The sequence below is a fragment of the Psychrobacter sp. VH5 genome, assembly GCF_050572635.1.
GTDB classification, from domain to species: Bacteria; Pseudomonadota; Gammaproteobacteria; order Pseudomonadales; family Moraxellaceae; genus Psychrobacter; species Psychrobacter celer.
In genome coordinates this window covers 542,469-556,924 of record NZ_CP192145.1, presented here as the reverse complement: position 1 = coordinate 556,924, position 14,456 = coordinate 542,469, and the positions used below count along the sequence as shown (strand labels likewise).

General features: G+C 46.0%; 18 protein-coding genes. 10 read left to right on the top strand and 8 right to left on the bottom strand.

The window, feature by feature from the left end:
• Positions 1-63: 63 nt before the first annotated feature.
• On the top strand, positions 64-954 hold the full coding sequence (locus tag ACNFVB_RS02435; RefSeq protein ID WP_430737978.1) for a LysR family transcriptional regulator: 891 nt from the start codon (positions 64-66) through the stop codon (positions 952-954).
• A 137-nt stretch (positions 955-1,091) separates the two neighbouring features.
• On the opposite strand, the gene ACNFVB_RS02430 is transcribed toward ACNFVB_RS02435, so the two are convergent.
• A complete protein-coding gene (locus ACNFVB_RS02430) occupies positions 1,092-1,457 on the bottom strand; it encodes a MerR family transcriptional regulator (protein WP_430737977.1) in 366 nt (121 codons plus the stop codon).
• A gap of 86 nt (positions 1,458-1,543) precedes the next feature.
• Between ACNFVB_RS02430 and ACNFVB_RS02425 the strand changes: the two genes are divergently transcribed.
• From ACNFVB_RS02425 to ACNFVB_RS02415, 3 genes are all read left to right on the top strand, one after another.
• Complete coding sequence (locus ACNFVB_RS02425) at positions 1,544-2,422, top strand: alpha/beta hydrolase family protein (RefSeq protein ID WP_430737976.1); 879 nt, start codon at positions 1,544-1,546, stop codon at positions 2,420-2,422.
• Positions 2,397-2,792: a hypothetical protein gene (locus ACNFVB_RS02420; protein ID WP_201584297.1), complete on the top strand. Its 396-nt coding sequence runs from the start codon at positions 2,397-2,399 to the stop codon at positions 2,790-2,792. Before ACNFVB_RS02425 ends, ACNFVB_RS02420 begins: the two co-directional genes overlap by 26 nt.
• Before the next feature lie 74 nt (positions 2,793-2,866).
• Positions 2,867-3,391, top strand: a complete 525-nt coding sequence (locus tag ACNFVB_RS02415) for a PaaI family thioesterase (RefSeq protein WP_430737975.1) — start codon at positions 2,867-2,869, stop codon at positions 3,389-3,391.
• 382 nt (positions 3,392-3,773) lie between these two features.
• Here ACNFVB_RS02415 and ACNFVB_RS02410 read toward each other — a convergent pair whose 3' ends face one another.
• From ACNFVB_RS02410 to ACNFVB_RS02390, 5 genes are all read right to left on the bottom strand, one after another.
• Positions 3,774-4,343: a PepSY domain-containing protein gene (locus ACNFVB_RS02410; RefSeq protein WP_430737974.1), complete on the bottom strand. Its 570-nt coding sequence runs from the start codon at positions 4,341-4,343 to the stop codon at positions 3,774-3,776.
• Between the two features lie 314 nt (positions 4,344-4,657).
• Entirely contained in the window at positions 4,658-5,029 is a 372-nt protein-coding gene (crcB, locus tag ACNFVB_RS02405) for a fluoride efflux transporter CrcB (protein WP_430737973.1), read from the bottom strand.
• 32 nt (positions 5,030-5,061) lie between these two features.
• Positions 5,062-6,111, bottom strand: coding sequence for a tRNA (adenosine(37)-N6)-threonylcarbamoyltransferase complex transferase subunit TsaD (tsaD, locus tag ACNFVB_RS02400; protein WP_430737972.1), 1,050 nt, complete (start codon positions 6,109-6,111; stop codon positions 5,062-5,064).
• 151 nt (positions 6,112-6,262) lie between these two features.
• Complete coding sequence (locus ACNFVB_RS02395; protein ID WP_430737971.1) at positions 6,263-6,787, bottom strand: c-type cytochrome; 525 nt, start codon at positions 6,785-6,787, stop codon at positions 6,263-6,265.
• A 77-nt stretch (positions 6,788-6,864) separates the two neighbouring features.
• Entirely contained in the window at positions 6,865-7,233 is a 369-nt protein-coding gene (locus ACNFVB_RS02390) for a hypothetical protein (RefSeq protein ID WP_430737970.1), read from the bottom strand.
• 443 nt (positions 7,234-7,676) lie between these two features.
• Between ACNFVB_RS02390 and rpsU the strand changes: the two genes are divergently transcribed.
• On the top strand, positions 7,677-7,892 hold the full coding sequence (gene rpsU / locus ACNFVB_RS02385) for a 30S ribosomal protein S21 (protein ID WP_010195908.1): 216 nt from the start codon (positions 7,677-7,679) through the stop codon (positions 7,890-7,892).
• A 372-nt stretch (positions 7,893-8,264) separates the two neighbouring features.
• Positions 8,265-8,714: a GatB/YqeY domain-containing protein gene (locus ACNFVB_RS02380; protein WP_289000732.1), complete on the top strand. Its 450-nt coding sequence runs from the start codon at positions 8,265-8,267 to the stop codon at positions 8,712-8,714.
• 118 nt (positions 8,715-8,832) lie between these two features.
• Here ACNFVB_RS02380 and ACNFVB_RS02375 read toward each other — a convergent pair whose 3' ends face one another.
• The gene (locus ACNFVB_RS02375; protein ID WP_430737969.1) at positions 8,833-10,536 is read right to left on the bottom strand and encodes a M48 family metalloprotease; all 1,704 of its coding nucleotides are present in this window, start codon (positions 10,534-10,536) and stop codon (positions 8,833-8,835) included.
• A gap of 279 nt (positions 10,537-10,815) precedes the next feature.
• On the opposite strand from ACNFVB_RS02375, the gene ACNFVB_RS02370 reads away from it, so the two are divergent.
• From ACNFVB_RS02370 to thiS, 4 genes are all read left to right on the top strand, one after another.
• Positions 10,816-11,274, top strand: a complete 459-nt coding sequence (locus ACNFVB_RS02370; protein WP_430737968.1) for a sulfurtransferase TusA family protein — start codon at positions 10,816-10,818, stop codon at positions 11,272-11,274.
• Positions 11,275-11,515: 241 nt separating this feature from the next.
• Complete coding sequence (gene rpoH, locus ACNFVB_RS02365) at positions 11,516-12,379, top strand: RNA polymerase sigma factor RpoH (protein ID WP_201584544.1); 864 nt, start codon at positions 11,516-11,518, stop codon at positions 12,377-12,379.
• A gap of 82 nt (positions 12,380-12,461) precedes the next feature.
• The gene (locus tag ACNFVB_RS02360) at positions 12,462-12,839 is read left to right on the top strand and encodes a DUF423 domain-containing protein (RefSeq protein WP_430737967.1); all 378 of its coding nucleotides are present in this window, start codon (positions 12,462-12,464) and stop codon (positions 12,837-12,839) included.
• 114 nt (positions 12,840-12,953) lie between these two features.
• Positions 12,954-13,154 (top strand): sulfur carrier protein ThiS, encoded by a 201-nt coding sequence (gene thiS / locus ACNFVB_RS02355; RefSeq protein WP_430737966.1) that lies wholly within the window; start codon positions 12,954-12,956, stop codon positions 13,152-13,154.
• A 255-nt stretch (positions 13,155-13,409) separates the two neighbouring features.
• On the opposite strand, the gene hpf is transcribed toward thiS, so the two are convergent.
• A complete protein-coding gene (gene hpf, locus ACNFVB_RS02350) occupies positions 13,410-13,790 on the bottom strand; it encodes a ribosome hibernation-promoting factor, HPF/YfiA family (RefSeq protein WP_105244686.1) in 381 nt (126 codons plus the stop codon).
• Positions 13,791-14,456: the final 666 nt, after the last annotated feature.

Below are 14,456 nucleotides of genomic sequence, written 5' to 3'. Positions count from 1 at the left end.
GAGTGAACTTCAGCACTTTATCGCTTATAATGAATGCACTTCATCCTCACTACCGAGCTATTTATGCTAGAGCTTCGTCATCTCAATACCTTAACCGCGCTTAGAGCCCATGGCTCGCTGGCTGCGGCCGCCGATGAGCTGCATGTCACCGCCTCTGCCGTCTCGCATCAGCTCAAAGAGCTAGAAAACTACTACGATATCAGCCTCGTCAATCGCCGCACCCGCCCGCTCACTTTCACGCCAGCAGGTAAAGCTGTGCTAGCCTTAGCGGATAATATCATGCCGCAAGTCACACGTACCAAAAACGATCTAAAGCGCTTAGCGCATGGGCAAGCCGGTCGCCTGCGCTTAGCGTCTGAATGTCATAGCTGTTTTGATTGGTTGATGCCGATACTCAATCACTATCGCCGCGAGTGGTCGGATGTCGAGCTTGATTTTGCCACTGGCTTTGAGCCTGAGCCGCATCATTTACTGATGGAAGGTGATATTGATTTATTGATTACTACCAGTAACTTACCGCTTAAGGGTATCAGCTATCAGCCGTTATTTGAGTATGAGAGCCGATTGGTGCTCTCACCCACTCATGATTTGGCTGAGCGAGACTTTGTAACGTCTACAGACCTGATCGATGAGACTTTGATCGCCTATCCAGTCGAAGCCAAGCGCCTCGATATTATTGCTAATTTTATGACGCCAAGCGATGTGAGCTTTGCCGATATTCGCACCACGGAGCTGACCGCAATGCTCATCCAGCTGGTCGCCAGCGAGCGCGGCGTGGCAGCCCTTCCCGATTGGGTAGTTGCTGAATATGAGAAAAAAGGCTGGGTGGTCTCCCGTCCGTTAGGCAATGGCGTGTATTGTCAGCTTTATGCAGCAACGCGCACGGCGAGCCAAGATATGGCTTATATGCAGGGTTTTGCGAGTTTACTTGATGGGATTGTTAAGCCGGTTTAGAGCTTTATTTACCATAATCACTCTTTATGGGTAAAGGTTCGGTACCCTAGTGAGGACTTGAATGATAAGCTGTGGGCTAATAGTACCAATATTTCAACTTGCTGAAATAGACACAGTGTACTTTTTCATAACTTAGATTAAAGAGCTAGCTTATCCTTATAAGAACACATGCCTTTTAATGCATCATCTATTAACGCTTTCATTTTAGATAACTCTAGAATCTTAACTTCAATTTGCTTATTTTTTTCTAGAAGCTTTTCACCCATTTGTGATTGCGTCAGGTTGTTTGTATACAGTAGCTCTGTTAACTCTTTAATCTCTTTTAAGGTAAAACCTAACTCTTTCGCCATGGAGATCATGTTAAGCTGATCGACTGTCTTATTAGTATAGTTTCTATAGCCATTAGCTCCTCTAGATGGTGGCAATATCAACCCTTCTCTCTCATAAAAACGAATTGTATCTCTGCTTAATCCGACTATTTCAGTTAATTCTTTTGTATTCATTATCGAGCACGCTCACTTAATGTTTGACTGTGGAGTAATGTCCATAGTTTATAGTAGCCATTAATTAACAACAAGTAGGTTCTTTTATGGATATGAATATATTGACGGATGATAACGTCGAGCTGCGTGCAACTCTTTATAAAGCTGCTAACCCTAAAGCCGTTGTTCTAATAAACCCAGGAACCGCTACCAATACTTCTTATTATTTACCTTTTGCTAAATATTTAAGAGAGCATGGTTTCCATGTCATTCTTTGGAATTACAGAGGGTTTTGCGATTCTAAAGTGAGTCATCTAAAGGATTGTCATTATCAGTATTCTGATATCGGACGGTACGACATTCCAGCTGTTATCGATACAGCTAAGCGCCTGTTCAATGATTTACCCTTGTATTGCGTAGGGCATAGCGCTGGAGGTCAACAAGTTGGTCTTGCTCATAATGCTGATCAATTGGGTGCTTTAATCGCAGTGGCTGTCTCAGCAGGATACTTTAGCTATATGCCGCTTCGCTATCGTCTTAAGGCCAATTTCTTTTTCCGCTTTTTAGCCCCGCTTAGTAATAAAATCTTTAATTATGTGCCGGCTAAAAGCTTCAAACTCATGGAAGATTTGCCAGCTGGTTTTACAGAGGAATGGGGGGCTTGGTGCCGAGAAAAAGAGCTGTTTTTCTCAGAAAAATTCTATGGAAAAACCATTCCCCTTGGGACTTACAAGAATTTTAATGTGCCAACCTTCGTCTTCACTGCCGATGATGATGAAATCTGCACTGAACGCAACCTGCATAATTTTTGGAAAAATGTGACTAGCGACCGACCTATCACTTTTAAACGCTATACCATTAGCAAGGGATCAGACCAATCAATTGGGCATTTTGGCTATTTTAGAAGCAAGAACACTCATATTTGGCAAGATATTTTAGAGACGATCAACAAGGTACACCATGATAAATCGTTACAAACATTATAAAACCTTAATTTTCATTGTATTACTTAATGTGTTCTCGAGCATTTTGCACTATGTTCATAATGTGGTTTATTTTGACCACTATCCTGAGCCTGATTGGTTATCCCCTCATCTGGTAGATGCTTTTTGGTTCGTCATGACACCAGTCGGTATCTACGGCTTGATCGTGGCTGTCAAAAGCCAGATGAGCAAGGGGCATTGGTGGCTTTATTTGTATGCCTTGATGGGTTTACTGTCATTACTACACTACAACGTTGAGACTGATAATATTATGACGATCACCATGCACAGTCTTATCTGGTTTCAAGCAATATGTGCTTTTTGGTTGATCGGCTATGTAACGATGTATTTTAAAAATAAAAGCAAACATTAAGAACACTAATTGATAAAACTTTGGTCTTTATAAGAATGAGCTAACATATTATTTATCGTTTTAAGGAATTGAAGATGAATGTTGAAGAAACTATAGCAACATGGGAAACAGAAGATGCACTCATTAGAGAAAAGCTGGGTGACGCTGACGTCATTCCATTATCAGACTTAACCACTCGCAGCGGTATGGACATTTTTAATGCTATGTTTGCAGGAGAGCTGCCTCATCCTCCTATTGGTCTAACGCTCGACTACACTCCTATTCATATGGAAAAAGGTATTGCCGTTTTTCAAGGGCGTCCAAAGCGTCATCATTACAACCCATTGGGTACAGTCCATGGTGGCTGGTTTTGTACGCTTTTAGATTCTGCTGTTGGCTGCGCTGTACATACCCTTTTACCAGCAGGAAAAACCTATACAACGTTAGAGATGAAAGTAAATATGGTGCGAGCTTTGACAGTGGCAACACCTTTAGTACGGGCTGAAGGTAAAGTCATTCATGCTGGTCGAAGAACAGCAACTGCTGAAGGAAAAATTGTAGGGCCTGATGGCAAGTTGTATGCTCATGCCACCACAACCTGCATCATTCTCGATGTTTAGATAGCATTTTCGATAGTTAATGAAGCTTAACTAACAGTCTCAAGTCTAATAGCTTCTAAACCAAAGAAAACCGCTAAGAATATAATGGATGTTACATGAGTATAAAAAATACGGTTGGCTGGCCGCTCAAATTCAGTAGACAATCTCTAAAAACCATCAACTGAGTCTTTCCTAAATTTCGTGTAAGTACTTCTACAATCTAAATAATAGTTAAACACTTTTTAGGAAAGGCTCAAAACGGCCAGCAATCCACAAATATGAACCCACACTAGATACCAATAAGTGTTTATTTAGACTTGCTATTAAAGACCCCAAGTCACTTGAGAAAGTAGCTTGGGGCTTTTTAATATTTGAGGCTATATGCAATACAGGGTATCAGTAGTTAATCATCACGATTAACGTCGCTTACCTGACTGCGAGTAATCTTACCAGTCATGCTATCGACAACGACTTTATGAATTTGATTGCCTTTACCAATTTCAACTTTGTAGACAGGCTTACCAAAATCCATGTCGAACCCTACTTCAAGCACTTTCCCTTTCAGCGTTTGGTTTGCTTTTTTTATAGCTTGAGACAAACTCACTTTTGCTTGTTTCATGGCCTTATATTCTGCCAAGTCTTCTTTGTCTAAACGCTCTGTGTCTCCTTTCGTGACCTTGCCTGTATTGGCATTCACGCTGACTTCTTGTTCATTATTGTTGGTAACGATTTTGATATCGTAATGGCTATTTTCGTTACGATCTTCTTGATCAAAGTCTGCACTGATGATATCGCCTTTTACCGCTTTATTAGCAAAGGCCAGCGCCTGCTCTAGACTGATCTTACTCTGTGATGCTGCCGTTACCTCATTCATAGCAGTGGCTGCTTGAGTGGCTGAAACAGAGGCCATGCTAAAGCTTGCGACACTCAGTGCCATTACAAGAGATTTCTTCAATGTTGATAGTTTTTTCATAATAAGATCCTAAAATGCGTCAGTCTTTCTGCAGACTGTTTATTAATTAGAATAAGAGATTAATTTAAAAGTAAATAATGACATACAGTTAATCACTATGTCTAAGTGGTTTATGCTGAAAAACGTAACTGGCGTAACGGGTATTAGGACAAATAACATTGGATAGAAGAATAGGGTTTCATTGGTTCTCTTGGAATATATCCTACAGGAACCACCCAAACAGACCTTATAACTAATTAATAAACTACCTAAAACAGACTGCAATAAAGGAACTACTTATATCAGACCATCAAACGAGCAATATCTAGCAAAGCTTACAAGACCAACTTAAAAAAATAAAACCCAAGCGCGGTAGCCAATAAAGTCAACCCTACATGCAATCCAATTAAACCCAAACCGGCTAGCAATTTACCCGCACTAATAAAAGTAAATACCTCAGCACTAAAGGTACTAAAGGTAGTTAACCCGCCCAAAAATCCGGTAATCACAAAGACACGCACATGATCAGATAGATTACTTCCCATACGCTCGAACCATACTAGCGCGAGTCCTATCAGAAGTCCTCCTAGTATATTGGCGCTCAGGGTACCGAGTGGAACCCAACCGTGCAAGGCATTGAAACGCGACAGCCATGCGCGTAGGCAAGCGCCAAGTGCTGCTCCCAAACCAATGGCAAGCCACTGCATAGATTATCCTTAATTTATATGGCTTTTGAACGTTATACTGCAGGCAACAGTGCTGGTAATTCTGTCATCGGCCAACGCGGTACGCAGCTGACGGCTAGATCATCAGCCTGCCCCGCTTGTAGGCGCTCGTAACCCGCATAAGCAATCATTGCGCCATTGTCAGTACATAACGCAGGCGGCGCATAATGGACGGTCGCATTTATTTTAGCCAATTCAGCTTCTAAGGTTTCACGCAAGTGCGTATTGGCGCTGACACCGCCCGCGATTACTAAGCGACTCATGCCTGCTTGTTTAAGCGCTTTGACGCATTTTTTTACTAGCGTATCGACCATGGCATGTTGGAAGCTTGCGGCAATATCGGCGCGCACTTGTGGGTCACTGTCAGAGCCAGCAGTGTCTTTGATAAGATTATGCACCGCTGTTTTCATACCGCTAAAAGAAAAATCCAGTCCACGATGCAGCATCGGCCGCGGCAGCTCATAGGCGTTTGGATTACCGGTCCCAGCAAGCTTGGCAATATTAGGGCCGCCGGGGTATGGCAGGCCTAGCATTTTAGCGGCTTTATCAAAGCATTCACCCGCGGCATCATCGATGGACTCGCCTAGGATTTCATATTGACCAATACCCTGTGCGGCGATCAGCTGCGTGTGCCCGCCAGATACCAGTAGCGAGACAAACGGAAACGCTGGCGGATTGGCGCCCATCAGCGGCGCCAGCAGATGACCTTCCATATGATGAACCCCTATCGCAGGGATATCCAAGCCGTATGCCAAGCTACGACCAAACAGCGCGCCCGTCATCAGCGCACCGATAAGGCCTGGGCCTTTGGTATAGGCGATAGCATCAATGTCGTTTTTACTCATATCACACTGCGCGAGCAGCTCATCGAGTAGCGGTACGAGCTTACGAATATGATCGCGGCTGGCAAGCTCAGGCACCACGCCGCCATAGACAGCGTGCAGCTCTATTTGTGAATACAGCACCTGCCCGACCAAACCTTGATTGTCGCTATCCATTTGCTCACTGTCAAAGATCGCCAGCCCCGTCTCATCACAAGACGTCTCTAAACCCAATACCTTCATATTTTTGCCTTTATCATACCTTGGTCTGCGTGTTGGTTTTGACCACGCTTTTATCTGCGACTCTATATCTAAGCACTTGCACAAAAAAACCGCCATTGTCTGTCACAATGACGGCCAGTTTAGCAAATTTCAATGGCTCATATCGCCTAAATCAGCTCACGGCAGCTACCATATAATCGACCGCTGCATAGACCTCCGCTTCGCTTACTTTGTCAGTCGCCTGCGCGGGCATCTTGTTAAAGCCCTGCGCTGAGTGCATATGTAGCGTCTCTATACCCTTAGCAAGGCGCGGCGCCCACGCTGCTTTATCACCGTATTTTGGTGCATCGAGCAGACCTGCTTCGTGGCAGACTTTACAGTTGGACTCGTATAGCTTCGCCCCTGCATCAGCTGCCAACACTTCAGGCTCATCTGGGGTTGGTGGCTCGACTGCTTCGGCCGGTTCAGCTGTCGTCGTTGCTGGCGCTTCTGCCGGCACGGCTGGCTCAGACGTCTGCGGTTCAGGCGCTTCAGGCGCGGCGGCAGGTGCCTCCTCTACTACCGTGCTCGTTTCGGCAGACGCGTCAGCGGGCGGCTCGGCAGTATTATTATCACTACAAGCGCTTAGCATCAACAATGCACTGATGCTGATGGCCGATACGGTCAATGTATTTACACGCTGTGGTTGGTTCATCATGATCACACCTCTATTTGCTATTGTATGTCGATGGCTGCCGACGACAGCGCATACACTGATAGACCATCAAGAGAGCGTTATTCGTTGGTCGCAGGCTCAGCATCGGCGTCTGCTTCCGCATCACTAGCTGGCATGTCAGCTGCGCTATCGGTAGCAGCGGCCTCAGTGGTGCCAGCACCTGTCGCCTCAGCTTGGGTGTCTGTGCTTTCAGCATCGGTGCTTTCGGCATCAGTGCTTTCTGTCGTCGTCGGCGCTGACTCGGGGAAATCCATCTGTTCAGCGGCAGGAGCGTTGCTACGTGCAAGCTCAGAGGCCTCATCGACACGGTCTTTGGCCAACACTTGATGCGACTCGCCTTCTTTGCCGCCACTACACGCGCTGATACCAAAGCCTAAAGCGACGACAAATGCGGTGCTTAGCGCCGTACTTAGTACTGATTTTTTCATTGCAACATCCTCAATAAAGTGCACATAAAACGATTGATATGATGCAAATAATCATAGCATAAACTCTACCCAAACCGTTATAGACAGTAGGGTTTTTTCTTGATGGCCACACTTGCCAAAAGCAGCTCTACTGATGCATATAGTCCATCTCACCTTGCACTGACCAATCACACCTTATCAGACACCATTCGCTTTTGTTTGGTATTCATGATGCCGCCATACTGTACCAGTGGACAAAAAGGGCGCAACTTAATGATAATTATGAATTAATCAGCAAAAACCATTGACTTTATTGCTATTTTTTATTAGAATACTCGCCCTTGTGCTCTAGCACAAAATTGTCCTAGTTTGAGCTGATGCCGGTAATCTTGAGATATTACGGCTAAATACTACTATACAGCCAAACTAATGTCCTTATATCTCATCCTAATCAAGGAGTCTTCATGCCTGCAGTTAAGGTTAAAGAAAACGAACCAGTTGACATCGCTATCCGTCGTTTCAAACGTGCTTGTGAAAAAGCCGGCGTACTATCAGACGTACGTAAGCGTGAGTTTTATGAAAAACCAACGCAAGTACGCAAGCGCAAAAAAGCCGCTGCTGTAAAGCGTTATAAGAAAAAATTGCAACGCGAAACCATTCGTACCACTCGTATGTACTAATCACTTATTTGATTAGCTAAATACCAGCGCTACAGGAACGCCACTGCTATCGATTGATATCAGTGGCGTTTTTTGTGCTACAATTTTTATTATTATTACTGATATAGTCGATCCGATATAAAAACGATACAGTGAGATGAAAAGTTGTTTTTCGCAGCATCTGTCGGCGTAGGCACAGCAAGCAAGAAAGCCAAATTTTCATTGAGCGGCTTGATAGCCATGTATCTGATTTATTTGGATTCAAACATATATTATTATCAGCTCATACGGTATTCATAAAACTATACTCATAAACCATACCCATAAAAAACACCAGCACAGGCCGTTTTTATGGCACGCTTTCCTAGTCTCTAATCCATAAGGATAATAACAATGAGCCAACTCAAACAAACACTATCAGACAGCATCAAAGCTTCTATGAAAGCGCGTGAGCTAGAGCGCGTCAAGGTGCTACGCAACGTGCAGTCAGTCGTCAAACAAATCGAAATCGACCGTCAGACCGAGCTAGACGATGCCGCCGTCTTAGAAGTACTGCAAAAGCAGCTAAAACAGCGCCAAGAGTCACTCGGTATCTTTACCGAAAATGGCCGTGATGATTTGGCAGCCAAAGAGCAGTTTGAGATCGATGTCATTAATGAGTTTATGCCCGCCCAGATGGACGATGACGAGCTTGCCGCTTTGGTCAATGCAGAGATTCAAGCGCAAGGCGCAACATCGATGCGCGATATGGGCAGTGTCATGGGCGTGCTAAAGAGCAAAACGGCAGGCCGCGCCGACCCTGCCACCATCTCAAAGCTGGTCAAAAACGCGCTACAAGGCTAAGCGCTGTAAATCTAGGTACTGTAAAGCTAGGCACTACAAATCTAAGTATAACGGTTTCGCGCGAGCAGCGGTATCTCAGTGAGCATTTACATCAGTAACCGCCCCAATCAATAACTGCCTAAGGCTCAAAGTCTTGGGCGGTTTTTACGTTTTTGATCTCAGCTTTGATATTGGCCAGTAGTGGGCGCGCGCTACCAGCTTGCGCAGTATTTTGGAGATTGTCTGCCAGCTGCTTGGCTTGTGTCAACGAGGTAAGCGCGGCATCATAACGCCCACTCCACAGCTGGTCATGACTGCGATAGCGCAGCGCATTAATGGTAGCAATATTGGCCAGCTTTGGTGTGGTGGTGGTTTTGGCCAGTTTTTCGTTGGCCAATTGCAGGCTTTGCCACGCATAGCGGTCACTTGGCTGCTGCTGGGTCAAAGGTTTGAGTAATGCTTGCGCTTGGAGCGGCTGATTACTATTGGTCAGCGCCTCTGCCAAATAGAGTCGCAAATCACGGCGCTCGGGATAGAGACGCTGCTGACTGGCCAAAATATCCGCCGCTTTTGCCCAATTGCCTTGCTCAGCTAACAACTGGCTATGAGTAATCGATAAAAGTGGCTCAAGCCCTTGACGCTGCGCTGCGGGCAGTTTGTTTAGCGCTGCAAGTATCTCATCGGCATCGTCAAAGCGCTGCTGCTCGCCATACCACTGCATCAATGCCAACTTGGCCCCAACGCTGTTTTTGGCCGCTGTCGTTAGCACTGTTTCTGACGCATGCTTACCGGTACTCTGTACGCGCCAATAGAGCAGGTCAAACAGTCCTTGGTGGCGCTGCTGCTCGGCCAATAATAAAGGTGGATAGTGCTGGGCTCGGCTTTGCGATTCGCTCAAACGCTCGTTGCTTAGTGGATGCGAGCGCACAAAGCTTGGTAAAAATCGATTTTCAACTTGATTGAGCTGGCTTTGCTGATTCATGGTGGCAAAAAACCTTGGCATCGCCCTTGGATCATAACCCGCTTGGGTCATAATTTGCATGCCCACACGGTCGGCCTCGCGTTCGTTATTGCGGCTAAACGCCATGCTACTGTTCATCGTCGCAGTCTGGCTCCCCATCATCACGGCTGCGGCAGCATCTCCATCGACCGCCGACGCTGCAATGGCTGCCAGCATACCGCCTATCTGCATCAGTAGCGCTTTTTTGCGCTCGTCTGCCCCGCTCTCATAATGGCGCTGACTAATATGAGCAACTTCGTGAGCAACGACGCTTGCCAGCTCATCCATACTACTGGCGGCGAGTATCGTCCCCGTGTTGATACCGATGACGCCTCCTGGCGCGGCAAAAGCGTTGATACTTGGATTATCAATAATGACCAAGCCCATCGGTGCCTGCTGCCTTGCTTGTGCATTGAGCCGCCATGTCATGTCTTTGACGGTCTCGTGTATCCACGGATCATGCTCCATCTTGATGCTTTTATTGATATTGCGTAGTGACCACTCACCGAGCAGCTTATTGTGATACTGCTCAGCAAAGCTCAGTCCTTGCCCGCGCAAGCTTGGCAAACTTAGCTCTTGGGTATCGGTGGACTGCCACGAATCATAAGGCGCAGACGACGCTTGACGCAGATCACTGCCGGCGGCGTGACTACTCTTAGGGGTCACAGCGGTCATCGCCGATATGGTCAATATCGCCGCTGATAGGATAGATAAGGACAGCCTGTGAGCCACGCTGCGCCTGCGCTTATGGATAGAGACAGTATCAGGCATCAGCAAAGTCGGCGATGATGCTACTTCAGGGGCGACTGTACGGCCTGTGAGCGATTGATGAAAATGAAACAAATGCGCATCCTATACAAATAAATCCCAACGTCGTTTTGACTATACGAGCTTGTTTGGACAAAATCAATTGTCCCGCGCCTGTGACTACCAATCACCACGCAGACCGTCACGATTGTGCAACATGACTGTGCAATCGTTATATCATTATCGTTATCATTCTAACGAACCAAACATGACGTTGACTATATTCAACTGCAATCATTCCTGCGCTATTTGTTATAATGACAAACCATCACCCCTCTCTTAAGTTAAAACCCTCGCATATGATAAGGTTTGTTTATGTCTGCCGATAGTCAGCCCATCACCCGCCCCGCCTCTGACGTTATTTACTTCGCGGCGGATTTGTCTGCAACTGAGCAACAGCAAAGCTGCGAGCTGCTACGCTTGCTGGGTGACGCAGTACTCATCAGCGATACGCCGCTGGATATGACACCGCCGCGCCTGACAATAAAAAAACTGGTCGACGGCCGCGGACTGGCCTGCCCGATGCCTTTATTAAAGACCAAAGTGGCTCTGCGTGAGGTGGCAGCAGGCGAGTCGCTATATGTGGTGGCGACTGATCCCAACTCACAGGCAGATATCACCGCGTTTTGTCGCCAAAGCCAGCAAACGGGCAGCGCAGCACCTTTGTCTTTAAGCGTCCATGAAGTGGCCCATCAACCTGCCAATGATGATAAATCTGTCGCGCATTTCGATACAATATATCACTTCATCATTACCAAAACCGATAGCAACTAACGGTGGCTATCCTTTACAATTACAACTATAAAGATTTTTATCTGACTATTTGCTTAACTATTTAACCAAGGTCAAGAATATGGCTAATACTTCTAATAATGCTGCAAAAACGAGTAAAAAAGACGAGGCAGCGCCGATAAAAAATGAAGCACGCGATGCGGCGCTAAAAGCCGCTGCCGAGCGGCCACCCTACGACGCCAGCACCCTTGGCGACACCAACACTCGTGACTTGGTGCCTGCGATGCCGACTCACTTGACGGCTCCTGGGGTAAATCTGGGCGCTTATATTAATACTGTGCACCAAATCCCTATTTTGACCCCAACGCAAGAACAAGAGCTTGCACACCGCTACTATGACGAAGGCGATGTCGAAGCGGCGCGCTTATTGGTCATGTCACATCTGCGTTTTGTCATTCATATCGCTCGTAGCTATTCAGGCTACGGCTTGCCGCAGGCGGACTTGATTCAAGAAGGCAACTTGGGGCTGATGAAGGCGGTCAAACGCTTTGATCCTAATAAAGGCGTACGTCTGGTATCCTTTGCCGTTCATTGGATCAAGGCGGAGATTCATGAGTTTGTGATTCGTAACTGGCGTATCGTCAAAGTCGCCACCACCAAGGCGCACCGTAAGCTGTTTTTTAATTTACGCAGCTTAAAGAAAACCAATAATCAGCTGACGCTAGAAGAAGCGGATGCCATCGCCAAGGACTTAAACGTCACGCGTAAGCAAGTGCTAGAGATGGAATCGCGTCTGACCTCTTATGACGCCTCATTTGAAGCGCAATCTAGCGATGATGACGACGGCCGCTATGCGCCGCAGTTGTTTTTAGAAGATGGCATCGATCCCGCCGAGCAGCTCGAAGAAGAAGACTGGGAAGAAAACAACTCCTCAGCACTGCTTGCTGCAATGGGCACATTGGATGATCGCTCACGTGACATCGTCGAGCAGCGCTGGCTTTCTGAGCAAAAATCCACCTTGCATGAGCTAGCAGCAGTCTACTCTATCTCAGCGGAGCGCGTACGCCAGATCGAAAAAAACGCCATGGACAAGATTCGCGATGCCATGACCATCGATAGCGTTATCTTACCTGATGACATTCAATAGACAGTACAGAGTACATGGCAGCAAATAGTACAGAGCAGTAGATAGTGCAGAGCATGATGCAGTACATAACACGAGTTTTACTATGGTAAATTGGATAGGAATTGCGGCGATTAATATGGCCATTGCCGTGGCTCTAGGGGCATTTGGCGCACATGGTCTAAAAAACCTCGTCAGCCTGCAGCAGTTAGAGTGGTGGCATACCGCAACGCTGTATTTATTTGTCCATGCACTCGGTCTGCTGATCGTCGGCGTATTGATACGTCTAAAGTACGCCGCGCAAGCCCCCGCATGGCTGCTACAAGTCGGTATTATCATATTTGCTGGTAGCCTCTATGCGATGACGCTGGGCGCGCCGCGCTGGTTTGGTGCTATCACGCCTATCGGCGGCATGCTGATGATAGTAGGCTGGCTATGGCTGGCGATATCCGCATTTGCCATCAAGCCGGCGGCCGCAAAATAGCTTGTCAGGGCTGATAGCCATGATAAAAAAATGATAAAGAGTAAGGCGGCTGATAGTATGACTCATGTGTCAGCGCCGATAAAAGGAACAAGACTGCGTTAGGGAGCATCTGTTATGAGTACTATTAGTGTCAATGGTAAACATCTACAAACCACACACCAGACGGTGCAGCTGGTCCTCAATGAGCTTGGCTTGAGTAAAGGTCGCTATGCGGTAGAAGTCGACGGCGATCTGATACCAAAAAGCGAGCTTGCTGGCATGCGTGTCAAAGAAGGCATGAGCATCGAAGTGGTACAAGCCGTCGGCGGTGGCTAGGTCTCAACGACCGTATTGCCATATACTGCCGTTACGTATCGTCAGTTCGACATAAAATCGCTATGCTGATAATAAACGGCTCTGATTAAATAGCTCCGATATAGTAAATGACATAAAAGAAAAGACCTTAGCTCATAAGTGCTAAGGTCTTTTCTTTTATGCCGTTTATTTGCTTATAAGAAATTAAGGCCTAATAAGGTAATGACATTATAATAGTAGTTGTGTTGTCCTACGTCCTATTAGACCTTAATAGGATCATACCGCTGGCGCTATCTCGGCTGGCGTCACATCTTGATAACGTCCATCACGCCCTGCCCCTTGCGTTTTCTTACGCTCTTGACGGGTTTTGTACTTACGGACTTGTCTATCGAGCTTGTCTGCCATGTCGTTGATGGCTTTGTACATATCATCTTCACACGCTTGGACAAACATCTCTTGACCCGCCACTCGCATAATGGCTTCGGCCTTATGGCTCTTCATGCCGCCGTCACTGGCGCCGCTATTATCGAGCGATAGTATCACTTTAATACTCTGTATCTGATCAAAATGTCGCTCTACTTTTTCTAGCTTTTCGCGAACTGCCTTGTCCATGGCTTCGGTAACACTGATATGATGACCACTGATAGAAACATTCATATTATTGTCCTTTTGTTTATAACTCACAATCAACAGATGACATAGCCGTCCTGCCTGTATCACCCTGCCTTACCAACAACTCACTAATCAAATCTAAGACCCTTGTTAGCTATGTCTCTGATAGATAGACCGTTAGCCACCAGTATCTTTAGCAAAAAATCAACGTATCCTTATATCGTCTCTTTGGTTGCTAATGAAAATAAATACCGTCAAGGTAAATACATTCTATAAATACGTACTGAGGTTAGACACTTAGATTTTGTACTTGGGTTTCGTTGTTGGTATGACTCTAATTTGTCATGAAAGCGGCGTAGTAGCAAGCCATTAAATTGTAATTAAATGTAATAAAAACTGTCGTTTCTATCAAGTTTCTATATAATCAAAAAATTTTATTTTTTATAACTAGATATAGGATGCAGCAACACAGTAGCATGGTCTATGGCTGATATTGACGCAAAAAAATAACGCCGCTCATATCGTGATACTAGCGGCGCTATTTTAGGGCGTGTTGAACATTCACAAATAGGCACTGCTGATCGCTAAAATTGTTCCAGACAAGGCGCAAAGCGACGATAATGCAGATGCCTTAGCTAGATTTGCAACGCAGTATGGCGCAATTTTAGCATCAGCCGTAGGGACAGGACTCTTTTTTGCCGCTTCATTGGT